This is a genomic window from Pseudomonas sp. P39-UII1 (assembly GCF_039672635.1).
GTDB lineage: Bacteria > Pseudomonadota > Gammaproteobacteria > Pseudomonadales > Pseudomonadaceae > Aquipseudomonas.
In genome coordinates, this window is the sequence record NZ_JBDFPP010000004.1 from 129,086 (window position 1) to 152,393 (window position 23,308).

Sequence of the window (23,308 nt, forward strand, 5' to 3'; positions counted from 1 at the left end):
TCCTTGGGTTCAGTGACGGTGTTCGCGGGTGACACCAGCGTCGTAATGGCTGACCACTTGCTGCCAGCCGGCGGCGATTAGCGCGGCCTGGCCGAGGTCGTCCGGCACCACGGCGGCGCTGTCGCGGCGCAGCCAGACATCGGCCTGGCCGTTGCTGTCGCCCGGCAAGATCAGCAGGAAGCTGCCGGCCACCTGCGGCGCCTGGCTGCGGCCGAGATAAGCGCCGGCCTGCAGCCATTGCCACTGGTGGCTGCCACGGCTCTGGCTACCTGCGTCCATCACGAACGGTGGCAGGCCTTCTTCGGCCAAGGCTTCTACGCCAGGGACCGCAGCGGTTTCTTCGCGCAGCAGTTGGACCTCATCGAACGCTACCAGCAGGTCGGTGTAGATGCCCTGCTCGGCGGCCGACAGGTCGCGGCGGGCGTCGATCTGATGGCTGGCGATGGCTTGCTCGTCCTCGCGCTCACCCCGCAGCAGCACCACCGTGGCGGCGACGATCACGATCAGCAGGCTGACCAGCAGCACATACAGGGTTTCATGCCCGGCACCGGCGGGGCGCACCAGCTGGGTGCGGCTCAGGGTCGGGCCGCTCATGGTTGCGCGATGTCGGCGTAGTCGACTTCCACCACGTGGCCGGGGCCGGCGTCGAACAGCACGTAGAACTCACCGTCCGGGCGCTTGAAGGTAAGCGTCGAATCCTCGCCGAGCTTGCCGCCGACCAGTACCTGCTCGTCGTAGCCGATCACGTCCAGGGTCACCCCCGGGGCGCCGCTGCCGTCGGAGAAGCCGCCGGTGCATTTCACTTGGCCGGCGTCGACCGCTTTGCATTCGCACATCGGGTTGTGGGCCAGGGCAGGGCCTGCGGCCAGCATCAGCAGGGGCAGGGCGAGCCTGCGCATCAGGTGTTTCATGGTTTGCCTCCTTGTTTCTCGAGCCAGGCCACGGTGGCCGGCGAAGCCTTGGCGAGCGGGACCGACGCCTGGTGCATGCTGCCGTCCCAGCCTTCGATGGTGACCCACACCTGCGCGTCGGGCCGGGTGCGTGGTGGTACCGGCAGGTTGGTGCCCATGCGGTACGGCGCGCCGAAGAAGATGGTGCCGGCTGCACGCAGGCTGCGGGGTTTGCCGATGCGCAGGTAGACGGCCTTCACTTCGTTGGTGCAGGCCTTGCACAACGCAGCGTTGAAGGCTTTGAAATGGCCGGCCGGGCCGTCGGCGCGGGGCGCCTCGTCACGCAATTCGGCAAGGTCGATGCTGTAGGGGCCGACCTGGATATCGCTGATCTGGTTCACGCCCAGCCCGGCATCGCCGCGGAACATTCTGGCGTCGGCGAAGTACTTGGGCATGAAGCCCAGCGGAATCAGGATCAGCAGGATGTTCAGGTGGAAGCGCCACTTCAGCCAGAACTGTTTCAACGGGTTGGCGGGGAGGGCTCGGGCCTGGCTCATGGTTGAATCTCCGCGGTGATGTCGCTGGCCCGCGCACGGGGTGCCCGTTCGCTGCGCTTGAGTGCAGCAGCGGTGGCCTGTGCGGTGCGTTTGGTCCAGATCAGCAGGCCGCTCAAGACCATCAGCGTCAGGACCAGGCCGAAGAAGAACCACACCAGCTTGATCGCGAGGCCGCCGAAGTCACCGGTATGCAAAGGCCGCATTGATTCGGTGACGAACTCCAGGGCGCTGCGGTCGCCAAGCAGGAACTGGCTGTCGACGACGCGGGTATAGGGGTTGACCGCGGCGCTTTGGAACATCAGCGGGTACCAGCCGCGCCCACCCAGGTCGATGTGACTGTAGGCGGTGGCAGGCAGCGAGATTAAGCTGATGTCGACGCCCGGGATGGCCAGGCCGGCGATGCGCACGGCCTCGTCCAGGTCGATGCGTGGCGCGGGGCTGCCATCGGTGCTCTGCGGCACCTGCTCACGGGCAATCACCGGTACCACCGGTTCGCTGGAAATGGTGATGTGATTGTCGCCGAGGATCGCCTGGATCAAGAACCAGATGCCGGTTATCGAAATGACCGCGATGAACCAGATGGACCAGACGCCGGCCAGGCGATGCAGGTCGCCCCAGAAGATGCGCGATCCGTGGCCGGTGCGCACGGGTTTGAAAAAGCCTTTCCAGAACTTCTTGTACACGACCAGGCCGGTGACCAGCGATGCCAGCATGGGCAAGCCCAGCAGCGACACCAGGTACCAGCCCCAGCTGTACCCGTTGGTGAATGGCACCAGCCACCAGCCGTGCAGGGCACGGGTGAAGGCCTCGAAGTTGAAGTCAGGCATCTTGCCCTGGATCGCCCCGGTGTACGGGTTGACGTACAGCGTCGGCGTGGTGCCATCGGCGAGGGTTACACGTGCCTTGATGGCGAAATGCGAGCCATCCGGCTGGCTCAACGAGCGCACGGACATGTCGGGTTCGGCCTGGTTCAGAGCGTCCAGCACTTGCTGAAAACTCAGGCGTTCGGCGCTGTCGTCAGGCTGGCTGGCACGCACATCGGGGTTGGCCAGCCAGACGATTTCCTGGCTGACCACGGCGAGCATGCCGGTGAAGCAGACGATCAGGACGAAGAACCAGATCGGCAGGGCGAGCCAGCTGTGGACCAGGAACCACAGCTTGGACTTGGATTTTTTCGGTGATTTGGCCATCAGTCGGTCTTCTGAAAATGAGGGTCGAGCTTATGCCCAACCACTGGGGCTGCATTTATAAAGACGAATGAGAATGGAAATCCTGCCGATTTAAATGCAAGCAAATGTTTCGGAAAGCACAAAGCCGGCAGGTGCGCGAGGCACCGTGCCGGCTTTTGAAGGGCTGCGCGGGGAGATCAGGCGCTGGTCAGGGCGGCCACGGGTTGCGCTTTGCCTTGTTGGCGAGCCAGGTCGTGGTAAAGGGCCTGGCCGATTTCGGCTGCACGCGATGGCAGCACCGAGAGCAGGGTATCGCTCAGGCCATGGCTGTTTTCGCAGAATCCTTGCAGGTAAACCGATGCTTGCAGGTCCTGGCTCGCGAGTACGCGGTAGTTGCGGTCGACGGCAAAGTCTTCCAGGTAGCCTGCCAGCGGTGCGAGCAGGTCGCGGTGTGAGCGGCGCTCGTAGCCGGTGGCGAGAATGATCGCGTCGTAACGGTGCGTCTGCTGTTGGCCGGTGGCCAGGTCGCGCAGGGTCAGCTCGATGCCCTCGCGGGTGGCGACTACAGCGTCCACGTGGCGACGGCACAGCACGTTGTGGCGGAACTGATGGGACACCTTCTGGCGGTAGAGGATGCCGTAAATGCGCTCGATCAGGTCCAGGTCGACCACCGAGTAGTTGGTGTTGTGGTATTCACCCAGCAGCTTGGCGCGCTGGTCAGCGGGTTCGTTGAAGACCAGGTCGGTGTAGTCCGGCGAGAAGATCTCGTTGACGAATGGGCTGTCGTCAGCCGGTTTGAGCGCGGACCCACGCAGCACCATGTCGACCTTTACCGACGGGTAGCTGTCGTTGAGGTCGATGAACGCTTCGGCGGCGCTCTGGCCGGAGCCGATCACCGCAATACGCATCGGCTTGCCTTCGGCACACGGCAGTTTGTTGAGGCTGCTCAAATACCGTGAGTGGTGGAACACACGAGGATCATCCTTGAACGCACCGAACTTTTCCGGAATTTTCGGCGTGCCGCCGCTGCCGACCACCACCGAGCGGGTGCGTCGGCTGTATTCGCGGCCTTCTACATCGCGTGATACCAGGCGCAGGTGCTCGACCCGGCCGGCTTTGACTTCCGGCTCGATACGCAGCACTTCTTCGCCGTACACGGCCTGGGTGGCGAAATGCTCGGCAGCCCAGCGCAGGTAGTCGTTGTACTCCAGGCGGCAGGGATAGAAGGTGCCGAGGTTGATGAAGTCGGCCAGGCGTTGCTTCTGGTGCAGGTAATTGACGAAGCTGTAGGGGCTGGTGGGGTTGCGCAGCGAGACCAGGTCCTTGAGGAAAGAGATCTGCAGCTCACTCTGGGTGGCCAGGGTTTCGCCGTGCCAGCGGTATTCCTTCTGCTTGTCGATGAACAGTGCGTCGAGGGCATGGCCTTGGGTCTGCGCGAGCTCTTCCAGGGCGATGGCCAAGGCCAGGTTGGACGGGCCGAAGCCGACGCCGATCAGATCCTTGATGGTTTCCGTGTTTGAAGACTGGCTCATGGCTGCGATTCCATAACGGTCGAATGTGGGCGCCCGCCGGTGCTCCGGCTCCTGCGCGAGTACATTGGTTGGAACGAGCCACGTGGTGGGGAATTTACTGAGGTGCCGCGCAGGCGATGGCCTGGGCGGCCTAAAGAATTGCGCAGCCCTGCCGATAGTGGGGTCAACGCAAGGACCTATTTGAAGGCAGGGGCTCGAACATGACAGGCATCTCAGCGGTCACCATCAACACGGCATCGGTGCAGGCTGCAAGCACGGCCCAGGCTGCCAGCGGCAGTGAAACCGAAAAAACCGACGACGCACAGAAGAGCGGCGCCCAGGCCGCGTCAACGGAAACCGCGAAGGCTCAGGGCGGCGGCGGCGCGCAAGGTGCGCAGCAGAGCGACGAGAGTTCCGAGCCCGCACACATCAAGCAACTGCGCGAGATGATCAAGAAGCTGCAGAAGCAGTTGGCCGATGAGCAAAAGCAACTGGCCAATCTGATGGCGCAGAAGATGGACGAGACGGCCAAGTTGGCCGCAGTGACGGGCAAGCAGGCGAGTATTGCCACGATCAATGGCGAGATCATGACTGCCACGGCACAACTGCTCGAAGCGTTGCAGAAGACCGGCGGCAGCAGTGCTGGCGGGATGGTCAGCACGCAGGCGTGAAGGGGTTGCATGGGCCATTCGCGGCTAACCCGCGAATGGCCCGCAGCGGTTAGTCCGAAGCCAACCGGCTTTTGGTCTGCCGGTCCGACTTGTACTGCATCGCCACTGCCGGTGCCGGCTTGGCTGCGCCGGTTTCCAGCCACTGGCGCATGCGGCTGGCATCGGCAAAGTGGGTGTACTTGCCGAAGGCGTCAAGGATCACCATGGCCACCGGACGGTTATCCATGCGGGTCAGCAGTACCAGGCAATGGCCGGCTTCATTGGTGAAGCCGGTCTTGGTCAGTTTGATGTCCCAGTTGCTCTTGTTCACCAGGTGGTCGGTATTGCGGAAGCCCAGCGTGTAGTTGGGCTTGCGGAACGCCACGGTTTTCTCGCGGGTGGTCGACAGCTCGCTCAGCATCGGGTACTTGCGTGATGCCATCAGCAGCTTGGCGAGGTCGCGGGCGCTGGAAACGTTCTGCGTCGACAGGCCGGTCGGCTCCACGTAACGGGTATGCGCCATGCCCAGGCTGCGGGCCTTCGCATTCATCGCCTTGATGAATGCCGGGTAACCACCGGGGTAGTGGTTGGCCAGGGTGGTGGCGGCGCGGTTTTCCGACGACATCAAGGTGATCAGCAAGGTTTCGCGGCGGTTCAGCTCACTGCCCAGGCGTACGCGCGAGTAGACGCCTTTCATGTCCGGGTTGTTGGCGATGGTCATGGTGAGCATCTCATCCATGGGCAGCTTGGCGTCCAGCACCACCATCGCCGTCATCAGTTTGGTCACCGAGGCGATCGGCACCACGCGGTCGGCGTGGCTCGAATACAGTTCCTGGTTGGTGTTCAGGTCGATCAGCAGGGCGCTGCCGGAAGCCAGATGCAGCTTTGAAGGGTCGCGTTGAACCTGGGCAGGGGGTTGTGCAGCAGCGGTCGACGGGAGGGTCGCGGTACCTGTGAGCAACAGCAGCAGGCTGAGGATGGACAGGGATGTTTTCACGTTGAGGCTCACTAAAAGTTGGTATGTCGTTGGCTGTGCAAGGGTTTTCCCCCAAAAAACGCTCGCATTGTGGAGTATGGCTTAACGGCTGTCGATTGCTCGTTACACCACCCCATCGATATGAAAAAAGCTTCATGCTGTAACGGTTTTGCCGCATCCGTTCGTCGGTTTGGTCGGGCAAAAAAAGACCCGCCAAGCGGCGGGTCAGAACAGGCGTAGGGAGCAACGCACAACAAATTCGGTCAAGCGATCAGGCAGTCGGCTTGGAGCTGTTCGGCAAGCGCCTGGGCAGAGGCGCGGGTGGCCAATGGGCCGCTCACCGCTTCGCCGTTGCTGACCAGGTACCAGCAAGCCAGCAGGCCCTTTTCACGCAGGGTAGAAGGGACGGCGCTGCCGACAACGGACATGATATGGATAGTGGCCATGTGGACCTCCTGTAAAACATGGCCCTACCTTACGCAGCAGCCGGTCCGGTTTGAAATCAACTTGCTCAATAGTGCTCATTAGCTTTATCAACAGTTACCAGCGTGGCGGGCCGTAGTACACCGGTGGCGGGCCATAAACGCGATAGGCCGGCGGCGGTGGAGCCGGAACGTAATAGGGCTGGTAGTACACTGGAGGCGGCGGCGCCTGCACGTATACCGGGGGTGGCGGATAGTAAGCGGGCTGGCGCTCGACATAGACGGTACGGTCATGGCCGCCGGAAACCGTCGCCCCGACCACTGCCCCGACCACAGCAGCACCCAACAGGGGGCCTGGGCCATACCAGCCACCGCCGCCACCGTGGGCGGATGCTTGCCCGCTGATGGCCAGGGCACCGACCAGCAGGACGATTCCAGGAACAAGACGGTTCATGTGACTACCTCGTGATAAAACCCCGCGCTTGGGGCCTTATCAATATGACTCGGGTATCTGTCAGCTGAGCACAGGGAAATGGTAAAGGTTGTGTAAGCGACGACCAGTGGTGGCCTCTGTTACGCTGAATAAACGATTCAGGTTATGAACAAGGAGCAGGTTATGACGGTAACTCCCAGCAGAGACACGGTACTGTGCATTTCCCTGGCCGGCAGGCCGGGTACCTTTGGGGTGCGCTTTCATAACCATCTCTACCAGCAGTTGGGCCTGGATTATTACTACAAGGCGATGAGCACGGCTGACCTGCCCGCTGCTGTGGCGGGCATCCGGGCGTTGGGCATTCGGGGGTGCGGGGTTTCGATGCCGTACAAGGAGGCCTGCCTGGCATTGGTCGATGAGGTTGACCCGTCAGCCGCAGCCATCGAGTCGGTCAACACACTGGTCAATTGCGACGGCCACCTCAAGGCCTATAACACCGACTACCTTGCGGTGCGCCAATTGCTCGAACAGCATCGTGTCGACCCGGCCACTGCCTTTGCCCTGCGCGGCAGTGGCGGCATGGCCAAGGCGGTTGCCAGCGCGCTGCGCGATGCGGGGTTCAAGGAAGGCATCATCGTGGCGCGCAACGAGCAGGCCGGGCGGCAACTGGCGGACGTGTGTGGTTATCGCTGGGTGGCCGAGCTGGGTGATCGTTGCCCGCCAATGTTGGTGAACGTGACGCCAATTGGCATGGCGGGCGGCCCGCAAGCGCAGGAGCTGGCATTCAGCGAGGCCGCCATAGCAGCAGCCGAACGGGTGTTCGACGTGGTGGCGATGCCGGCGCTGACGCCACTGATTCGCCGGGCCCAGGCGTTGGGCAAACCGGTGATCACCGGCTTGGAGGTAATTGCACTTCAGGCGCTGGAGCAGTTTGTGTTGTACACCGGGGTGCGGCCCACGGCGGAGCAGGTTGACGCTGCCGTGGCTTACGCGCGGGATATCTAGGTCGCCTGCGCCGGCCCCTTCGCGGGGCAAGCCCGCTCCCACAAGTGTTCATACTTCCTGAGGGGCGGGCTTGCCCCGCGAAGAGGCCAGTGCTGCCAGCACCTCAGAAGGCTTTATGCCCTTCGTCCAGCCGTTGATCCACCAAGGCCCTGCCATGCGCCAAGGACACATGCTGAGCGTGCTCAAGGTCTGAGAAGAACTTCATCGGCATCGACAATCGTCTGCTGGTGTGGCCTTCAGGGTCGGTGATCAGGCAGCCGGCCGCATAGGGAAGAGGTGAGTCTGGGTGAGGCATCACGCTGGCGGTGATGGTGTGGTCGCGGTATTCACAGTGAAGAGATTGCATCGTCCTTACCTCGCTGTGGCTAGTGAAGCGCTTACCTTCATATACCACAGCAAGGGGCCGGGAGTTCCCGGCCCGACGAGCGCGAGCCGACGAGGCTCGCAACGCGTGCTCAGCCTTTGAGTTCAGCTGGCTGGATCACTTCGACCCAGTAACCGTCCGGGTCCTTGACGAACGCCAGGTGGTTCATGCGGCCATCGGCCAGGCGCTTCTGGAACGGTACATCCAGTGCCTCGAAGCGTGCACAGGCAACGCGCACATCCGGCACCGAGATGCAGATGTGGCCAAAACCGCGTGGGTCGGTGTTGCCGTTGTGGTAGGCGAACGCCGGGTCGTTCTCGGTGCCGTGGTTGTGGGTCAGCTCCAGCACGCCAGGAATTGACTTCATCCACTGGTGGCGCGCGGCGTCATCGGCAGGGATTTGCGCCGGGTCGACCAGCGCCAGGAAGTACAGGCTGAAGGCCGCTTCCGGGAAGTCCCGTTTATCGACCAGGCGGAAGCCCAGCACGCGGGTGTAGAAATCCAACGATTTCTCGATGTCCTTGACCCGCAGCATGGTGTGGTTGAAGACGAAGTTGGCGGTAGCGGCGTCAGGCTGTGCGGTGACACCTGGCAGGGTTTGCAGATCGTGCAGGCTCATGGGTACTCCAGAGACGAGGCTGGCAGCGGGGCCAGCGGAACAGACAGGGGGCCATGATACGGCAGTGAAGCGATTGCGCAAATGAAAGCGCCCTGCACAAGGCAGGGCGCTGGAAGAGAGGCCCGCATGTGCGGGCGCGTGATGGGGTCGCTAGTCCTTTAGCTGTCTCGATACTGAGCCAGCCGTTGTGAAAAAAGTGTGAAGCAAGTGTTGACGTTTCATCAGCGTAGCCAACTTTCCACCGTGCCGGCGCCATACTGTTCTTTCCACGCCTTGAGGCCTCGGTGGTTACCACCTTTGGTCTCGATCAGCTCGCCGGTGTGCGGGTTTTCATACACTTTCACCACGCGCGCACGGCGCTGCTGTTTCGGGGCGCTGGCTGCGCCGCGGGTAACGGCCTTCGGGTCGAGAATGGCGATGATATCGCGCAGACCTTTGTCATAGCTTTTCATCAGGCCGACTAGTTTCTGCTCGAATTCGATTTCGCGTTTTAGGCCGGCATCCTTTTTCAGCGCCTCCAGTTGAGCCATCTGTTCCTGGAGCGCTTTTTCGGCAGCACGAAACTCTGCAAGTCTGGACACTGTAATCACTCCTGTACGTCATCCGTGGCAGGCGCGACGAACATTGAAGCGAATTAACGCCGGCCACGCGGGTGGGTAAAACTGTTCGCTGATATCGAGTGTAGACATTAGTAGCAGTTGGGTAAACCGCAAACTTTTCCAAGTAAGACGGGAACTTTACAAGTTTTCCGAGCGGTGGCTTCGAGCGTTTCTCGCTGCCCACTCCAGTGCCTGTAGACCATGGTCCAATGGTGCATTCCAGAGCCTGTGCGCGATTATTTCAGATGATGGCTGAATGCTCTTCGGCCGCGTCGCATCAGCGTGGCACAGCGTTGCCCCGTATTGTTTTTTCGCCTGACTTTGGATCTTCCCTCGCATGTTTGCCCCCCTTCCTCTCGCCCCCGGGCGCCGTGTTGCCGGCCTGTTGCTGTTGTGTGCTGGCACGCATGCCCAGGCCGCCGGTTTTCTAGAAGACAGCAGTGCCAAGGTTGAAGCGCGCAATGTCTATTTCAACCGGGACTTCCGTGACGGCCACAGCAGTTCCAGCCAGGGTGCGTCCAAGCGCGAAGAATGGGCGCAAGGTTTCATTCTCAATGTCCAGTCAGGTTATACCCAAGGCCCGGTAGGCGTTGGCGTGGATGCGCTGGGCATGTTCGGTTTCAAGCTCGACTCCAGCCCGGCGGACAGTAACAGCGGCTTGCTGCCGTCTACAGGTCATGACCCACGGCACGCTGCCGACCAGTATGCGAAGATGGGCCTGGCCGCCAAGGTCAAGGTGTCCAACACCGTGCTCAAGTACGGTTCGATGATGCCGGATGTGCCGCTGTTGAAATACAACGATGGCCGCCTGTTGCCGACTATGTTCCACGGCGCCATGCTCACGTCCGAAGAACTCCATGACCTGAAGTTCACCCTGGCCCGCCTGAACACATACACCGCGCGTGATTCCACTGATCGCCAAGACATTCGCGTGCACTGCAAGAACAAGCGTTATGCCTGCGATATCGAAGCCGACCACTTTGATTTGGCCGGCCTGGATTATCGCTTCAATGACCGGCTCAGCGCCCAGTATCAGGTGGCCAAGCTGGAAAACATTTACCGCCAGCACTTTCTTGGCCTGGTGGCCAGCCAGCCGCTCGCGCTCGGCAGCCTTTCGGCCGACCTGCGCCTGATCAAAAGTGACGACATCGGCAACGCCCGCGCTGGCGAGATCGACCATCGCGCCTTCAGCGGCATGCTCGGCTACAGCCTGGGCGGGCACAAGATCAGCGCCGGCTGGCAACGCATGTATGGCGAAAGTGCCATGCCGTACCTCGATGGCAGCAACCCGTACCTGGTCAACTATGCGCAGGTCAATGACTTCGCCGCCGCCCAGGAGCGCTCCTGGCAGCTGCGTTACGACTACGACTTCAAGGCCCTCGGCGTGCCCGGGCTGACGTTCTTCACCCGCTACATCAACGGCGACCACATCAAGGTCCCGGGCAGTAACGCCGAAGGCAAGGAATGGGAACGCGATACCGAGTTCAAGTACCAGGTGCAAACCGGCACCTTCAAAGATGTCAGCGTGCGCCTGCGTAACTCCACGTACCGCAGCAACTATGAGAAGTGGGCACGCGACATGGACGAGACGCGGGTGATCGTCAGCTACAACTTCGCGATCTTCTAAGCGCGCTTTGCCAAACACCCGTAGCCGGCCGACAATGGCAGCTGGTTATTGTCCAGGGCGCTGTGATGAAAGACCTGTTGCTGATTGGTATCGGCCCGGGCGACCCTCGCCAGGTGACCTATGAGGCGGTCGAGGCGCTGCGCCGCGCCACACTGTTCTTCGTGCTCGACAAGGGCACGGACAAGGACGAACTGGTGCGGCTGCGCAAGGCCATCCTGGAACGCTATCGGCCTGAAGGCGGCTATCGCCTGGTGCAGGTAGCGGACCCGCAGCGCGATGGCGAGGCCAGTGATTATGTGGCGTCGGTTCAGGATTGGCACCGTCAGCGTGCCGCGCTGTATGCCCGGCTGATCACGGATGAGATGGCCAGCGGCGACATTGGCGCCTTTCTGCTCTGGGGCGAGCCGGGCCTGTATGACAGTACCCTGCGCATTCTTCAGCGGCTCCGCGAATGCGGCCTGTCGCTGCGTTTGCAGGTGATCCCCGGCATCAGCAGTGTTCAGGCGCTGGCGGCGCGCCATCAGGTGCCGCTCAACCGTATCGGCGAACTGTTGGTCGTGTTGCCAGGGCGCCGCCTGGCGGAGCAGGGGCGCCTGGACAATGTGGTGGTGATGCTCGATGGGCAGTGCGCGTTTGCCGCGCTCGATGACCCTGGGCTGGTGATCTACTGGGGGGCTTACCTGGGCACGGACGACGAGCTGCTGATTGCCGGGCCATTGCAGGCGGTCAAGGCGCGAATACTTGAAGTGCGGGAGGAGGCGAGGGCGCGCAAGGGATGGATCATGGATACTTACCTGTTGCGGCGAGAATCGTAGCGCTGCGTGGGCCCCTTCGCGGGCTTGCCCGCGAAGAATCCACTGTTTACTCAGGACTTGCCCAGAATGGCGACCACCTTGTCGCGCAGCTGATCAATGCTGAACGGCTTGCCAATCATGTGCATGCCCTCCGGCACGTTGAGGCTTTCGGCATAACCGCTGGCAAACAACACCGGCAACACTGGCCGCAGTGCACGGGCCTTGGCGGCCAGTTCTTCGCCGCGCATGTCCGGCAGGCCCACGTCGGTCATCAGCAGCGCCAGCGGCTGTTGCGGGTCTTCAAGGATTTTGAGCGCAGCGCTGGCGCAGTCCGCCTCGATCGCCGCATAGCCCAGTTCGTCGAGCACTTCGACCATCAGCATACGGACGATGTCGTCATCTTCGACTACCAAGAGGTGCATTGTTTGATCCTGTACCAGAAGAATGTCTTTATTCTGTGCGCCGGGTGGCGGCAGAAGTTCCCTGAGGATACCGATCGTTGCAATTGGAGGGAACGATTGGCGAACGCAGTCTTCAAATACTGGCTAAATGCCCTGCCTCAGCCGCTAAAGCTGGTTAGAATCGCTGATAATCGGTGAGTGCGGCGGCAGGTAAATCTGGCTTTTTCGCCACACCGTTCTATGGACTTTTTTTCGCTCGGGCGTTTTCACATGATTCAAGCTGCCTCGATGGACCAGCAAAGCTTTCGCAAGCTGTTGAGCCGCAACGTTGGCCTGCCTTTGGGGGTAGGCTTGCTGGGCGCCGTGGCCTTTGTCGCGGTGATCAGCTACCTGCTGTCGGCCATGCAATGGGTCGAGCACACCGATCGGGTGATCGGTAATGCCAACGAAACGGTCAAGCTGTCGATCGACATGGAAACCGGCATGCGCGGCTTCCTGATCACCGGCGACGAGCGCTTCCTCGACCCCTACGAGGTGGCCAAGCCGAAGATCATCGGCAGCCTGCAGAGCTTGCGCGGCATGGTCGAGGACAACCCGCAGCAGGTTGACCGCATCGACCGGCTGGTGGCCCTGCAGCAGGCCTGGAACGAGTTCGGCAACCAAATGATCAACCAGCGCCGCGCTGGCGGTGACTACCGTGAGTCGGTCGGCAATGGCCGCGGCAAGCGCATCACCGATGAAATCCGCAAGGAGTTCGACGACCTGGTCGGCACCGAGCAGCAACTGCGCATGGCCCGTAACGAAAAGGTCAGCAGCGTCACGGTAACGGCCATTTCCGCCTTCGTGCTGTTGATCGTCGGCCTCAGCGCACTGCTGGCCTACCTGGGCCGCCGTGACCTGCTGGCACTGTCGAACAGTTATGACGACAACCTCAAGGCCCAGCAGCGCTCGGCCGAACGCCTGGAGCACCAGGCGTGGCTGCGCAACGGCCAGACCCAACTGGCCGAACAGGTATTGGGGCAACTGACCCTGCCGATGCTGGGTGACAACATCCTGCGCTTCTTCGCCAGCTACCTGGGCAGTGTGGTCGGTGCCCTGTACGTGCGTGATGGCCATGGCCGCCTGGTGCGCGTGGCCACCTATGGCCTGGACGCCGAGGAGCAGGCCCGCGAACAGGTGCTGGCCGCCCACGACGGGCTGCTGGCCCAGGCGGTCCGTGAAGGCCGCCTGCTGCGCCTGGATGACTTGCCGCAAGACTACTACCGCCTGAGTTCCGGCCTGGGCAGCGGCCTGCCGCGCAGCGCCTTGCTGATGCCGGCCAGCGAGGATGGCCAGATCAACGGGGTGATCGAACTGGGCTTCCTGCGCCCGCTGCAGGAGCGTGACGACGAACTGCTGGAGCGGGTCGGCGGCAACCTCGGCATGTCCATCGAAAGCGCCCGTTACCGCCAGCGCCTGCAGGAAGTGCTGGCTGAAACCCAGCAGCTCAACGAAGAGCTGCAGGTGCAGCAGGAAGAGCTCAAGACCGCCAACGAAGAGCTCGAAGAGCAATCGCGCGTGCTCAAAGAGTCCCAGGCGCACCTGGAAACCCAGCAGGCCGAGCTTGAGCAGACCAACGAGCAGCTGTCCGAACGCACCGATGCCCTTGACCGCAAGAACGACGAGCTGAGCCAGGCCCAGGAAGAACTGCAGGCCCGTGCCGACGACCTGCAGCGCTCGAGCAAGTACAAGTCCGAGTTCCTCGCCAACATGTCCCACGAGCTGCGCACGCCGCTCAACAGCTCGCTGATCCTGGCCAAGTTGCTGGCCGAGAACGGTGAGGGCAACCTCAGTGCCGAACAGATCAAGTTTGCCGAGTCGATCTATTCGGCCGGCAACGACCTGTTGAACTTGATCAACGACATCCTCGACATCGCCAAGGTCGAAGCCGGCAAGCTCGAAATGCGCCCCGAAACCACTCGGCTGGAGCGCTTGGTCGAAGGCCTGCGCGGCATGTTCCTGCCGCTGGCCGAGCACAAGGGCCTGGCCTTCGAGGTCAAGGTCGAGCCGCAGGTACCGGTCACGCTGTTCACCGACCGCCAGCGCCTGGAGCAGATCCTCAAGAACCTGCTGTCCAACGCCATCAAGTTCACCGACCACGGCCAGGTCACCATGACCATCAGCTACCAGGCGGGCACCGGCATCGTGTTCGCCGTGCGCGATTCCGGCATCGGTATCGCAGCAGACCAGCAGCAGGCGATCTTCGGTGCGTTCCACCAGGTCGACGGCAGCAGCAACCGTCGCTATGGCGGCACCGGCCTTGGCCTGTCCATTTCCCGCGACCTGGCGCACTTGCTGGGCGGGCAGATCAGCGTCGACAGCAGCCCTGGCCAGGGCAGCGTGTTCAGCCTGATCGTGCCCGAGCGTTACGAGGCCGAGGCAGAAGAGGTCGAGGCCCTCAGCCTGCGGCCTGCGGTCGACAGCCTGCCGCCGGCACCCCAGATCGCCAGCGCTGTGGCGCCCAAACTGCTGGCACCGGCCTTTGCCGATGACCGCGACCGGGCACCGTTCAGCAACCGCTGCATCCTGGTCATCGAAGACGAACCGAACTTTGCCCGCATCCTCTTCGACCTGGCCCATGAACTGGGCTACAGCTGCCTGGTCGCCCAGGGCGCCGACGAAGGCTTTGCGCTGGCCGCGCAGTACATTCCCGATGCGATCCTGCTGGACATGCGCCTGCCCGACCATTCCGGCCTGACCGTGCTGCAGCGCCTGAAGGAGTTGGCCAGCACCCGGCACATCCCGGTGCATATCATTTCGGTCGAAGACCGCGTCGAGGCGGCCATGCACATGGGCGCAGTGGGTTACGCGGTCAAACCGACCAGCCGCGAAGAGCTCAAGGAGGTGTTCGGCCGCCTGGAAGCGAAGCTTACGCAGAAGCTCAAGCACATCCTGCTGGTGGAAGATGACGACCTGCAGCGCGAGAGCATCGCCCGCCTGATCGGCGATGACGATATCGAGATCACCGCCGTGGCCATGGCCCAGGATGCCCTGGCGCTGCTGCGCGAAAACATCTACGACTGCATGATCATCGACCTCAAGCTGCCAGACATGCTCGGCAACGAACTGCTCAAGCGCATGACCGCCGAGGACATCCGTTCATTCCCGCCGGTGATCGTCTACACCGGGCGCAACCTCACCCGCGAAGAAGAGACCGAACTGCTCAAGTACTCGCGCTCGATCATCATCAAGGGCGCCCGCTCGCCAGAGCGCCTGCTCGACGAAGTGACGCTGTTCCTGCACAAAGTCGAATCGCAGTTGTCCCATGAACGCCAGCGCATGCTCAAGACCGCACGCAGCCGCGACAAGGTGTTCGAGGGCCGCAAGATACTGCTGGTGGATGACGATGTGCGTAACATCTTCGCCCTGACCAGCGCCCTGGAGCACAAGGGCGCCATCGTCGAGATCGGCCGCAATGGGCGCGAGGCCATCGAGCGCCTGGAGCAGCATGACGACATCGACCTGGTGCTGATGGATGTGATGATGCCGGAGATGGACGGCTTTGAGGCTACCCGGCTGATCCGTCAGCAACCGCGCTGGCGCAAGCTGCCGATCATCGCCGTGACCGCCAAGGCGATGAAGGATGACCAGCAGCGATGCCTGCAGGCTGGCGCCAATGATTACCTGGCCAAACCGATCGACCTGGACCGCTTGTTCTCGTTGATCCGCGTATGGCTGCCGCAACTGGAGCGAATTTGACTAGCGAGCGCAACACCGACATCGAGATCCGGCTGCTGATCGAGGCGATCTACCTCAAGTACAGCTACGATTTTCGCAACTACTCCGGCGCTTCGATCAAGCGCCGCATCTTGCACGCCCTGCGCCAGTTCGACTGCCTGACGGTGTCGGCGCTGCAGGAGCGGGTGCTGCACGACCCGGGCATGTTCATGCAGTTGTTGCAGTTCCTGACGATCCCGGTCAGCGAGATGTTCCGCGACCCGAGCCACTTCCTTGCCCTGCGCAACGAAGTGGTGCCGCTGCTGCGCACCTGGCCTTCGATCAAGATCTGGATCGCTGGCTGCAGCACCGGCGAGGAGGTGTACTCGATGGCTATCCTCTTGCGTGAGGAAGGCCTGCTCGAGCGCACCATCATCTACGCCACCGACATCAACCCGCGCTCGCTGGACAAGGCCAAGCAGGGCATCTACTCGATGCAGAGCATGCGCGAGTATGAGGAAAACTACCGCCTGGCCGGCGGCCGCCGTGATTTCACCGAGTACTACACCGCCGCCTACGGCAACGCCATCATGGACAGCACCCTGCGCGACAACGTGACCTTCGCCGACCACAGCCTGGCCACCGACAGCGTGTTCTCCGAAACGCAATTGGTGTCGTGCCGCAACGTGCTGATCTATTTCAACAAGGACCTGCAGGACCGGGCCTTGGGCCTGTTCCATGAGTCCTTGTGCCACCGCGGTTTTCTGGTGCTGGGCAGCAAGGAATCGGTGGATTTCTCCGCTTACAGCGATCGCTTCGAGCCGTTGGTCAAGCCCGAACGGATCTTCCGCAAATCATGAACGGCGTTCGTGCGGTGGTGATCGGTGCCTCGGCGGGCGGCGTGCAGGCGTTGTTCCAGGTACTCGGCGGCTTGCCGCCGGGCTTTGTCACGCCGGTAGTGTGCGTGCTGCACTTGCCCGACGACCGTCACAGCCAGTTGGCCGAAGTGCTGCAGCGGCGCCTGAACAGGCCGGTGCGCGAGGCCTGTGACAAGCAGGCCATCGAGGCAGGGCTGATCTACGTGGCCACGCCCGGTTATCACCTGTCGGTGGAAAACGACTTCAGCCTGTCGCTGAGCCAGGAGGACCCGGTGCACTTCTCCCGCCCGGCGATTGATTTCCTGTTCTTCTCGGCGGCCGACGCTTACGGCGATGGCCTGCTCGGCATCCTGCTGACCGGGGCCAATGAGGATGGCGCCAAAGGCCTTGCCCATATCAAGAACAGCGGCGGCCGGACTGTGGTCCAGGACCCCCGCGACGCCCAAGTGGCGCTGATGCCGGAGGCCGCACTGGCCCTGCACCAGCCTGACCATATTCTTACTCTGAGCGGTATCGGGCAATTGCTCGCTACCCTGGAAGCCAGCGCATGTTAAGCCTCACCACCGCCAAACTGCTGATCGTCGACGACCTGCCGGAAAACCTGCTGGCCCTCGACGCCCTGATCAAGGGCGAGGACCGCGAGGTGCACCAGGCGCAGTCTGCCGAAGATGCATTGTCGTTGCTGCTTGAGCACGAATTCGCCCTGGCCATCCTCGACGTGCAGATGCCGGGCATGAACGGCTTCGAGCTGGCCGAGCTGATGCGCGGCACGGAAAAGACCCGCAATATTCCGATCGTCTTCGTCACCGCGGCCGGGCGTGAGATGAACTACGCCTTCAAGGGCTACGAAAGCGGCGCGGTGGACTTTCTGCACAAGCCGCTCGACACCTTGGCGGTGAAGAGCAAGGTGTCGGTGTTCGTCGACCTGTACCGCCAGCGCAAGGTGCTCGACCGGCAGTTGCAGGCCCTGGAGCGCAGCCGCCAGGAGCAGGAACTGCTGCTGACCCAGTTGCAGGTGGCGCGCGGCGAGCTTGAGCACGCCGTGCGCATGCGCGATGACTTCATGTCGATTGTCTCGCACGAGGTGCGCACGCCGCTCAATGGCCTGATCCTCGAAACCCAGTTGCGCAAGATGCACCTGAGCCGTGGCAACCACGACGCATTCAGCGCCGACAAACTGCAGGCCATGGTCGAGCGTGACGAGCGGCAGATCAACAGCCTGATTCGGCTGATCGAAGACATGCTCGATGTCTCGCGCATCCGTACCGGTAAACTGTCGCTGCGGCCCAAGCTGTTCGACCTCGCCGCCCTGGTGCGTGGCCTGGTGGAGAATTTCGGTGCTCAGGCCGCGGCGTTGGGCACGCACATCGACCTGCAGCGCTGCGAGGCACTGCAAGGTGAGTGGGATGAATTCCGGATTGAACAAGTGGTGGCCAACCTGTTGTCCAATGCGTTGCGGTATGGCGAACGCCAACCCGTCGAGGTGCGGGTGTTCGAGCAGGGGGAGTGTGCCTGGGTGCAGGTGCAGGACCACGGCATTGGGATCAGCGAGGCCAACCAGCAGCGGATCTTCCAGCAGTTCGAGCGTGTGGCCACGCAACAGGCCAGCGGTGGGCTGGGGTTGGGGTTGTACATCTCGGAGCAGATCGTGCAGGCCCACGGCGGGCGGATTCAGGTGGAGAGTGAAGAGGGCAAGGGTGCCACGTTCAGCCTGCAATTGCCGCTGACGCGGCGGACAGAACAAAACGACCAGGTGCGGGCAACCTCTGCCTGAGCCTGGGGTCAGATGGCCAACTGTATGAATTTCAAGGCGTTGTTGTCATGAGTGAAGATGCACAAGATGTGGTGCTGGTCGTCGAGGACGAACCGGCGATTCGCATGATCCTGCGGGATTACCTGGCAGGCGAGGGCTACCACGTGCTGGTGGCCGAAGACGGTGAGCAGGCATTCGCGATCCTGGCGAGCAAGCCGCACCTGGACTTGATGGTGACCGATTTTCGATTGCCCGGCGGTATTTCCGGGGTGGAGATCGCCGAGCCTGCAGTGAAGTTGCGACCGGATCTGAAGGTGATCTTCATCAGCGGGTATCCGGCGGAGATCCTCGAGTCGGGCAGCCCGATTGCGCGCAAGGCGCCGATCCTGGCCAAGCCGTTCGACCTGGATACCTTGCACCAGCAGATCCAGACACTGCTGCGTTGAAGCTTGCGGCCTCTCGCGGGGCAAGCCCGCCCCCACGGACTGGGCTGCCCCAGGTTGGATTGGTGTCCAACTTCTTGGGGGTAGTCTGTGGGAGCGGGCTTGCCCCGCGAAGAGGCCCTGAAGGGCTATCGAAGCGTTCGCTCGATCCCACCGACCAGCATGCTCTCCATCAGCGCCAAACCCTGCTTTTGCGGCAGTGCCTTGAGCATCCCCGGCAACTGGTTCAGCAACGTCGCCACCACATGCGCCGTCGCCACCAACGCTTGCCCCGGCAGCTTCGCCTGCGGCGCGATCAAGCGCAGTAACCCCGCTTCATAGCGCTTGCGCAACGAAACCAGGCGCCCTTGCTGCTCCTCGCTCAGGCAACAGAAATCCCGCTCCGCCAGGCGAAACTGCAGCGGCCGCTCGGCGTGCAATTGCCAATGCGCAGCAATCAGGCAGGACAGCGCCGAACCGCCGCGGGCCATCGCCCTGCGGCCAAGCTCCAGGGTGGCCTGCAACTCCTCGTACAGCTCCTCGATCAAGTCGTAAAGCAGGTCCTGCTTGCTGGGAAAGTGGTGGTACAGCGAACCTGCAGTCAACCCCACATGCGCCGCCAGTTCGCGCATGCTCACCTGGCCGAAGCCTTTCTCGGCGAACAGCGCCAGGGCCAGATCACGCCGCTCTTCAAAGCTGGCACAGCGCATCGCGGCGTTGACTGGGGGCATGCTGGTCGCTCCTCAGTAGGTGAAGAAACCGCGGCCGGTCTTGCGCCCCAGCCAACCGGCCGCGACCATTTCCTTGAGCAGCGGGGCAGGGCGGTACTTGCTGTCGCTGAAGCCCTCGTGGAAGGCCTCCATGATCGCCAGCAAGGTGTCCAGGCCAATCAGGTCGGCCAGCGCCAGCGGGCCGATCGGCTGGTTGCAGCCCAGGCGCATGCCGGTGTCGATGTCCTCGGCACTGGCCAGGCCTTCCTGGCGCACGAAGATCGCTTCGTTGATCATCGGCACCAGAATGCGGTTGACCACAAAACCCGGGCGGTTGCCAGCGGTGATCGGCGTCTTGCCGAGCTTCTCGGTGACCAGCAGTGCCTGGGCGTAGGTGCTGTCGCTGGTCTGCAGGCCGCGGATGATCTCTACCAGCGCCATCATCGGCACCGGGTTGAAGAAATGCACACCGATGAACCGCTCGGGGTGCTCGATGCTGGCCGCCAGCTGGGTGACCGACAGCGACGAGGTGTTGGTGGCGATCAGGCAATCGGCCGCCACGTTCGAGGCTACCTGTTGCAGGATGCGCTGCTTGAGTTGCAGGTTTTCGGTGGCCGCCTCGATCACCAGTTGCGCAGTATTCAACTGCGCGTAGTCGGTGGTGGTGCGGATGCGTGCTTTCGCTGCCGTGGCGCGCTCGGCATCGAGGGTGCCTTTGTTGACTTGGCGCTCCAGGTTCTTGCCCAGGGTGGCCGCGCCCCGCTCCAGCGCGGCGTCGGACACATCCACCAGCAACACCGGGTAGCCGGCCACCGCGCACACCTGCGCGATGCCGTTGCCCATGGTGCCGGCGCCGATCACGGCGATCTGTTCAATGCTCATGGTGCCCATTCCCTCAAACGCGCTCGAAGACAACGGCGATGCCCTGGCCGCCGCCAATGCACATGGTGGCCAGCGCGTAGCGGCCCTGGATGCGCTGCAGTTCATGGATGGCCTTGGTGGCGATGATCGCCCCGGTGGCGCCGACCGGGTGGCCCAGGGAAATGCCCGAACCGTTCGGGTTGACCTTCTCCGGGTCGAAGTCCAGTGCGCGGGCCACGGCGCAGGCCTGGGCGGCGAACGCTTCGTTGGACTCGATCACGTCCAGGTCGCTGAGCTTCAGGCCGGTTTTCTCCAGCACCTTCCGCGTGGCCGGGATCGGGCCCAGGCCCATCAGTTCCGGTTCGACACCGGCGTGGGCATAACCCACCAGGCGTGCCAGCGGCTTGAGCCCCAGGCGGCGCACGGCGTCACCGGTGGCCAACACCAGGCCGGCCGCACCGTCGTTGATACCGCTGGCGTTGCCGGCGGTCACCGTGCCGTCTTTCTTGAACACGGTCTTCATGCCGGCCAGCTGCTCGGCGGTCACATCGCCGCGCACATGCTCGTCCACGGCGAACTGCACCGTGCCTTTGCGGGTTTTCAGCTCCACCGGGACGATCTGGCTGTCGAAACGGCCCTCGGCAATGGCGCGCGCCGCGCGGCGTTGGCTGGTCAGGGCCAGTTCATCCTGCATTTCGCGGGTGATGCCGTGCTTGGCGGCGACGTTTTCTGCGGTGATGCCCATGTGGAAGTGTTCGAAGGGGTCCTGCAGCACACCAACGGTGTAGTCGATGCCTTGCAGGTCGCCCATGCGCGCGCCCCAGCGGGCTTGCGGCAGCAGGTAAGGGCCGCGGCTCATGGACTCGGCCCCGGCGGCCAGGGCCACGTCGGCATCACCGAGCAGCAGGCACTGGGTGGCCGAAACGATCGCCTGCAGGCCCGAGCCGCACAGGCGGTTGACGTTGAAGGCCGGCGTTTCCTTGGGGATGCCGGCGTTCATCGCGGCAACCCGCGACAGGTAAGCATCCCGCGGTTCGGTAGGGATCACGGTGCCCATGACCACGTGGCCGATGTGCTCGGCGGCCACGCCCGAACGCTCGATGGCGGCGCGGCTGATGGAGGTGGCCAGGTCGGCCAGGGGCAGGTCCTTGAGCGAACCGCCAAAGCCACCGATGGCGGAACGGACGGCACTGACCACGTAGATTTCTGCGCTGCTCATAGAGGCTCCGATTGCGTAGGCATGGCGGGAGCGGGCCAGGCTCTGCGAGAATGGCCGGCGATCCCGGATGGGGTCCGAGTCTAGGCAAAGGCGCTGTTGCAGCCTATGCCGGATCTGTTCAGTCAACCTGGCACTTTTTGCCACTCAGCATAGACAGTGAATACCGCCATGCGCGATAGCGACACGGTCGCCGTGTACTTCCTCAACGCCATGCTCCACGCCCTGCGGGGCCAGCCCGAGGTCCGCGATGCGCACCTGCGCGCGGTGGGCATCGACCCGGCGCTGCTTGGGCAGGCCCAGGCCCGCGTGCCTGCCAAGGCGTTCGCTCAGCTGTGGCTGACACTGATCCACGTGCTGGACGATGAGTTTTTTCGCCTCGACAGCCATGGCATGCCGCTGGGCAGCTTTGCACTGATCTGCCGCGGTCTGATCCAGGAGCCGAACCTGGAAAAGGCCCTGCGCCAGTGCATGGGCAATTTTGCCCTGTTCCTGCGTGACCTGCGTGGCAGCCTGACGGTGCGTGCCGGGCGGGCGGTGATCAGCGTGCAGTCGCAGATTGCCGACCCATCCACCCGAGTCTACGCCGAAGAAACCTACCTGGTGCTGGTGATCGGCCTGCTGTGCTGGCTGGCCGGGCGGCGCATTGCCATCCACCGCACCGAGCTTGCGGTCGCGCGCCCGGCCCAGGACGACGACCTGCTGTTGTGGGGGCCTGATTTGCGGCTGGGCAGCGGGCGTACCGAGGTCGAATTCGACAGCGCCTGCCTGCGCCTGCCGGTGGTGCAGGACTTGAGCAGCCTCAAGACCTTCCTGCGCAGCGCACCCCAAGGGTTGGTGATCCGCTTTCGCAACCAGAGCGGCCTGGTCGCCGAGGTGTACCGGCACCTGCGTGCACGGCGTTACGGGCAATGGCCCACCCTGGAGGCGCTTGCCAGGCAACAGGGCATCAGTGCCAGCACGTTCCGCCGGCAACTGGAGCGCGAGGGGCGTTCGTATCAGCAGATCAAGGATGAGGTACGCCGGGCGATGGCGTTCGAGCGCTTGCGTGAGGGCGTGATGAGCGTTGCTGAAATTGCCGAGCAGGCAGGGTTTCAGGAACCCAGTGCGTTTCACCGGGCATTCAAGAAGTGGACAGGGCAGAGCCCGGGGAGCTACCGGGCCCGGTTGGCGGGGCGATAGCCACTGATGTTTGCGGTGTGCATGTCATGGGTGTGCGCCGCGCGGGCGGCGCTCGATTCCGACAGCGCAGGCGAACTCATGCCGAGCCTCTGAAGGCCCTCTACAGTCTCACGCCGGAACCATCGCAAACCCTACACCAAACCGGTTCCAGGCATTGATGGTGGCGATTGCCAACGTCAGGTTCACCACCTCGGCCGGCTCAAAATGGTGCTGCAGTGCCTCATACTCTGGCTGTGGCGCACCGTGCTCAGGCAGACGGGTAAGGCTCTCAACCCACGCCAGCGCCGCCCGCTCACGCGGCGTGAAGTACTGGGTTTCCTGCCACACGCTCAAGGTCTGCAAGCGCGACTCGGTCTCGCCGGCCTTGCGGGCGTCATTGGCATGCATGTTGACGCAGTAGGCGCAGCCGTTGATTTGCGAAGCGCGCAGGCGCACAAGCTCCAGCAGCGAGTTCTCCAGGCCGCTCTTGGCCAGGGCCTGTTCCAGGCCGATCATGGCTTTGTAGGCTTCGGGTGAGTGTTTGGCCCATTCGATACGGTTATGCATGGCGATCTCCAAGGAATGTGGGTTGGA

26 protein-coding genes are annotated in these 23,308 nt (G+C 62.9%); 10 read left to right on the top strand and 16 right to left on the bottom strand.

Annotated elements, in window-relative coordinates; all coding sequences use genetic code 11:
* Window positions 1-9: 9 nt before the first annotated feature.
* The 5 genes from ABEH27_RS07655 to ABEH27_RS07675 form a co-directional block, all read right to left on the bottom strand.
* Window positions 10-579, bottom strand: coding sequence for a DUF6162 family protein (locus ABEH27_RS07655; protein ID WP_346613197.1), 570 nt, complete (start codon window positions 577-579; stop codon window positions 10-12).
* An 11-nt stretch (window positions 580-590) separates the two neighbouring features.
* Window positions 591-911, bottom strand: a complete 321-nt coding sequence (locus tag ABEH27_RS07660) for a hypothetical protein (RefSeq protein ID WP_346612973.1) — start codon at window positions 909-911, stop codon at window positions 591-593.
* Window positions 908-1,447, bottom strand: a complete 540-nt coding sequence (locus tag ABEH27_RS07665; protein WP_346612974.1) for a thiamine pyrophosphate-binding protein — start codon at window positions 1,445-1,447, stop codon at window positions 908-910. The genes ABEH27_RS07660 and ABEH27_RS07665 overlap by 4 nt, the downstream gene beginning before the upstream one ends.
* On the bottom strand, window positions 1,444-2,637 hold the full coding sequence (locus ABEH27_RS07670; RefSeq protein WP_346612975.1) for a PepSY domain-containing protein: 1,194 nt from the start codon (window positions 2,635-2,637) through the stop codon (window positions 1,444-1,446). Before ABEH27_RS07670 ends, ABEH27_RS07665 begins: the two co-directional genes overlap by 4 nt.
* A 176-nt stretch (window positions 2,638-2,813) precedes the next feature.
* On the bottom strand, window positions 2,814-4,148 hold the full coding sequence (locus ABEH27_RS07675; protein ID WP_346612976.1) for a SidA/IucD/PvdA family monooxygenase: 1,335 nt from the start codon (window positions 4,146-4,148) through the stop codon (window positions 2,814-2,816).
* A gap of 200 nt (window positions 4,149-4,348) precedes the next feature.
* Here ABEH27_RS07675 and ABEH27_RS07680 point away from each other — a divergent pair, with 200 nt between their 5' ends.
* Complete coding sequence (locus tag ABEH27_RS07680; protein ID WP_346612977.1) at window positions 4,349-4,798, top strand: hypothetical protein; 450 nt, start codon at window positions 4,349-4,351, stop codon at window positions 4,796-4,798.
* 49 nt (window positions 4,799-4,847) lie between these two features.
* Here the strand turns inward: ABEH27_RS07680 and pbpG are convergent, their stop codons facing one another.
* From pbpG to ABEH27_RS07695, 3 genes are all read right to left on the bottom strand, one after another.
* A complete protein-coding gene (gene pbpG, locus ABEH27_RS07685; RefSeq protein WP_346612978.1) occupies window positions 4,848-5,774 on the bottom strand; it encodes a D-alanyl-D-alanine endopeptidase in 927 nt (308 codons plus the stop codon).
* Between the two features lie 242 nt (window positions 5,775-6,016).
* A complete protein-coding gene (locus ABEH27_RS07690) occupies window positions 6,017-6,199 on the bottom strand; it encodes a hypothetical protein (RefSeq protein WP_346612979.1) in 183 nt (60 codons plus the stop codon).
* A 94-nt stretch (window positions 6,200-6,293) separates the two neighbouring features.
* Window positions 6,294-6,629, bottom strand: coding sequence for a hypothetical protein (locus ABEH27_RS07695; protein ID WP_346612980.1), 336 nt, complete (start codon window positions 6,627-6,629; stop codon window positions 6,294-6,296).
* Between the two features lie 162 nt (window positions 6,630-6,791).
* Between ABEH27_RS07695 and ABEH27_RS07700 the strand changes: the two genes are divergently transcribed.
* Window positions 6,792-7,613, top strand: a complete 822-nt coding sequence (locus ABEH27_RS07700; protein WP_346612981.1) for a shikimate 5-dehydrogenase — start codon at window positions 6,792-6,794, stop codon at window positions 7,611-7,613.
* 103 nt (window positions 7,614-7,716) lie between these two features.
* Here the strand turns inward: ABEH27_RS07700 and ABEH27_RS07705 are convergent, their stop codons facing one another.
* The 3 genes from ABEH27_RS07705 to ABEH27_RS07715 all read right to left on the bottom strand — a co-directional run bounded on the left by ABEH27_RS07705 (window position 7,717) and on the right by ABEH27_RS07715 (window position 9,177).
* A complete protein-coding gene (locus ABEH27_RS07705) occupies window positions 7,717-7,959 on the bottom strand; it encodes a hypothetical protein (protein WP_346612982.1) in 243 nt (80 codons plus the stop codon).
* A gap of 109 nt (window positions 7,960-8,068) precedes the next feature.
* On the bottom strand, window positions 8,069-8,596 hold the full coding sequence (gene gloA / locus ABEH27_RS07710; RefSeq protein WP_346612983.1) for a lactoylglutathione lyase: 528 nt from the start codon (window positions 8,594-8,596) through the stop codon (window positions 8,069-8,071).
* Window positions 8,597-8,817: 221 nt separating this feature from the next.
* A complete protein-coding gene (locus ABEH27_RS07715; RefSeq protein ID WP_346612984.1) occupies window positions 8,818-9,177 on the bottom strand; it encodes a histone-like nucleoid-structuring protein, MvaT/MvaU family in 360 nt (119 codons plus the stop codon).
* Window positions 9,178-9,532: 355 nt separating this feature from the next.
* Between ABEH27_RS07715 and ABEH27_RS07720 the strand changes: the two genes are divergently transcribed.
* Both ABEH27_RS07720 and cobF read left to right on the top strand, forming a co-directional pair.
* The gene (locus ABEH27_RS07720; protein WP_346612985.1) at window positions 9,533-10,822 is read left to right on the top strand and encodes an OprD family porin; all 1,290 of its coding nucleotides are present in this window, start codon (window positions 9,533-9,535) and stop codon (window positions 10,820-10,822) included.
* A 65-nt stretch (window positions 10,823-10,887) separates the two neighbouring features.
* A complete protein-coding gene (gene cobF, locus ABEH27_RS07725; protein WP_346612986.1) occupies window positions 10,888-11,637 on the top strand; it encodes a precorrin-6A synthase (deacetylating) in 750 nt (249 codons plus the stop codon).
* Between the two features lie 50 nt (window positions 11,638-11,687).
* Here the strand turns inward: cobF and ABEH27_RS07730 are convergent, their stop codons facing one another.
* Entirely contained in the window at window positions 11,688-12,038 is a 351-nt protein-coding gene (locus tag ABEH27_RS07730; RefSeq protein ID WP_346612987.1) for a response regulator, read from the bottom strand.
* A 249-nt stretch (window positions 12,039-12,287) separates the two neighbouring features.
* Here ABEH27_RS07730 and ABEH27_RS07735 point away from each other — a divergent pair, with 249 nt between their 5' ends.
* Genes ABEH27_RS07735 through ABEH27_RS07755 form a run of 5 tightly spaced genes read left to right on the top strand, consistent with a single transcriptional unit; the run spans window position 12,288 to window position 18,790 of the window.
* Complete coding sequence (locus ABEH27_RS07735) at window positions 12,288-15,755, top strand: response regulator (RefSeq protein WP_346612988.1); 3,468 nt, start codon at window positions 12,288-12,290, stop codon at window positions 15,753-15,755.
* Complete coding sequence (locus tag ABEH27_RS07740; RefSeq protein WP_346612989.1) at window positions 15,752-16,573, top strand: protein-glutamate O-methyltransferase CheR; 822 nt, start codon at window positions 15,752-15,754, stop codon at window positions 16,571-16,573. Before ABEH27_RS07735 ends, ABEH27_RS07740 begins: the two co-directional genes overlap by 4 nt.
* Window positions 16,570-17,145: a chemotaxis protein CheB gene (locus ABEH27_RS07745; RefSeq protein WP_346612990.1), complete on the top strand. Its 576-nt coding sequence runs from the start codon at window positions 16,570-16,572 to the stop codon at window positions 17,143-17,145. Before ABEH27_RS07740 ends, ABEH27_RS07745 begins: the two co-directional genes overlap by 4 nt.
* Window positions 17,139-18,365: a hybrid sensor histidine kinase/response regulator gene (locus ABEH27_RS07750; RefSeq protein WP_346612991.1), complete on the top strand. Its 1,227-nt coding sequence runs from the start codon at window positions 17,139-17,141 to the stop codon at window positions 18,363-18,365. Before ABEH27_RS07745 ends, ABEH27_RS07750 begins: the two co-directional genes overlap by 7 nt.
* Window positions 18,366-18,412: 47 nt before the next feature.
* Entirely contained in the window at window positions 18,413-18,790 is a 378-nt protein-coding gene (locus tag ABEH27_RS07755) for a response regulator (protein ID WP_176511937.1), read from the top strand.
* Between the two features lie 125 nt (window positions 18,791-18,915).
* On the opposite strand, the gene ABEH27_RS07760 is transcribed toward ABEH27_RS07755, so the two are convergent.
* Genes ABEH27_RS07760 through ABEH27_RS07770 form a run of 3 tightly spaced genes read right to left on the bottom strand, consistent with a single transcriptional unit; the run spans window position 18,916 to window position 21,556 of the window.
* Complete coding sequence (locus tag ABEH27_RS07760) at window positions 18,916-19,497, bottom strand: TetR family transcriptional regulator (protein ID WP_346612992.1); 582 nt, start codon at window positions 19,495-19,497, stop codon at window positions 18,916-18,918.
* Between the two features lie 12 nt (window positions 19,498-19,509).
* Window positions 19,510-20,358 (bottom strand): 3-hydroxybutyryl-CoA dehydrogenase, encoded by an 849-nt coding sequence (locus ABEH27_RS07765; protein ID WP_346612993.1) that lies wholly within the window; start codon window positions 20,356-20,358, stop codon window positions 19,510-19,512.
* Between the two features lie 13 nt (window positions 20,359-20,371).
* Window positions 20,372-21,556: an acetyl-CoA C-acyltransferase family protein gene (locus tag ABEH27_RS07770; RefSeq protein ID WP_346612994.1), complete on the bottom strand. Its 1,185-nt coding sequence runs from the start codon at window positions 21,554-21,556 to the stop codon at window positions 20,372-20,374.
* Between the two features lie 168 nt (window positions 21,557-21,724).
* On the opposite strand from ABEH27_RS07770, the gene ABEH27_RS07775 reads away from it, so the two are divergent.
* The gene (locus ABEH27_RS07775) at window positions 21,725-22,735 is read left to right on the top strand and encodes an AraC family transcriptional regulator ligand-binding domain-containing protein (RefSeq protein WP_346612995.1); all 1,011 of its coding nucleotides are present in this window, start codon (window positions 21,725-21,727) and stop codon (window positions 22,733-22,735) included.
* A 108-nt stretch (window positions 22,736-22,843) separates the two neighbouring features.
* Here the strand turns inward: ABEH27_RS07775 and ABEH27_RS07780 are convergent, their stop codons facing one another.
* Window positions 22,844-23,281 carry a carboxymuconolactone decarboxylase family protein gene (locus ABEH27_RS07780; RefSeq protein ID WP_346613198.1) on the bottom strand — a complete coding sequence of 146 codons (438 nt, stop codon included), beginning with the start codon at window positions 23,279-23,281 and terminating at the stop codon, window positions 22,844-22,846.
* Between the last annotated feature and the right edge of the window lie 27 nt (window positions 23,282-23,308).

Excerpts from the sequence above, each read along its gene's own strand:
- ABEH27_RS07660 (WP_346612973.1), bottom strand. The coding sequence starts at position 911 with ATGAAACACCTGATGCGCAGGCTCGCCCTGCCCCTGCTGATGCTGGCC.
- ABEH27_RS07665 (WP_346612974.1), bottom strand. The coding sequence starts at position 1,447 with ATGAGCCAGGCCCGAGCCCTCCCCGCCAACCCGTTGAAACAGTTCTGG.
- ABEH27_RS07670 (WP_346612975.1), bottom strand. The coding sequence starts at position 2,637 with ATGGCCAAATCACCGAAAAAATCCAAGTCCAAGCTGTGGTTCCTGGTC.
- ABEH27_RS07675 (WP_346612976.1), bottom strand. The coding sequence starts at position 4,148 with ATGAGCCAGTCTTCAAACACGGAAACCATCAAGGATCTGATCGGCGTC.
- ABEH27_RS07680 (WP_346612977.1), top strand. The coding sequence starts at position 4,349 with ATGACAGGCATCTCAGCGGTCACCATCAACACGGCATCGGTGCAGGCT.
- ABEH27_RS07690 (WP_346612979.1), bottom strand. The coding sequence starts at position 6,199 with ATGGCCACTATCCATATCATGTCCGTTGTCGGCAGCGCCGTCCCTTCT.
- ABEH27_RS07695 (WP_346612980.1), bottom strand. The coding sequence starts at position 6,629 with ATGAACCGTCTTGTTCCTGGAATCGTCCTGCTGGTCGGTGCCCTGGCC.
- ABEH27_RS07700 (WP_346612981.1), top strand. The coding sequence starts at position 6,792 with ATGACGGTAACTCCCAGCAGAGACACGGTACTGTGCATTTCCCTGGCC.
- ABEH27_RS07705 (WP_346612982.1), bottom strand. The coding sequence starts at position 7,959 with ATGCAATCTCTTCACTGTGAATACCGCGACCACACCATCACCGCCAGC.
- gloA (WP_346612983.1), bottom strand. The coding sequence starts at position 8,596 with ATGAGCCTGCACGATCTGCAAACCCTGCCAGGTGTCACCGCACAGCCT.
- ABEH27_RS07720 (WP_346612985.1), top strand. The coding sequence starts at position 9,533 with ATGTTTGCCCCCCTTCCTCTCGCCCCCGGGCGCCGTGTTGCCGGCCTG.
- cobF (WP_346612986.1), top strand. The coding sequence starts at position 10,888 with ATGAAAGACCTGTTGCTGATTGGTATCGGCCCGGGCGACCCTCGCCAG.
- ABEH27_RS07730 (WP_346612987.1), bottom strand. The coding sequence starts at position 12,038 with ATGCACCTCTTGGTAGTCGAAGATGACGACATCGTCCGTATGCTGATG.
- ABEH27_RS07735 (WP_346612988.1), top strand. The coding sequence starts at position 12,288 with ATGATTCAAGCTGCCTCGATGGACCAGCAAAGCTTTCGCAAGCTGTTG.
- ABEH27_RS07745 (WP_346612990.1), top strand. The coding sequence starts at position 16,570 with ATGAACGGCGTTCGTGCGGTGGTGATCGGTGCCTCGGCGGGCGGCGTG.
- ABEH27_RS07750 (WP_346612991.1), top strand. The coding sequence starts at position 17,139 with ATGTTAAGCCTCACCACCGCCAAACTGCTGATCGTCGACGACCTGCCG.
- ABEH27_RS07755 (WP_176511937.1), top strand. The coding sequence starts at position 18,413 with ATGAGTGAAGATGCACAAGATGTGGTGCTGGTCGTCGAGGACGAACCG.
- ABEH27_RS07760 (WP_346612992.1), bottom strand. The coding sequence starts at position 19,497 with ATGCCCCCAGTCAACGCCGCGATGCGCTGTGCCAGCTTTGAAGAGCGG.
- ABEH27_RS07765 (WP_346612993.1), bottom strand. The coding sequence starts at position 20,358 with ATGAGCATTGAACAGATCGCCGTGATCGGCGCCGGCACCATGGGCAAC.
- ABEH27_RS07770 (WP_346612994.1), bottom strand. The coding sequence starts at position 21,556 with ATGAGCAGCGCAGAAATCTACGTGGTCAGTGCCGTCCGTTCCGCCATC.
- ABEH27_RS07775 (WP_346612995.1), top strand. The coding sequence starts at position 21,725 with ATGCGCGATAGCGACACGGTCGCCGTGTACTTCCTCAACGCCATGCTC.
- ABEH27_RS07780 (WP_346613198.1), bottom strand. The coding sequence starts at position 23,281 with ATGCATAACCGTATCGAATGGGCCAAACACTCACCCGAAGCCTACAAA.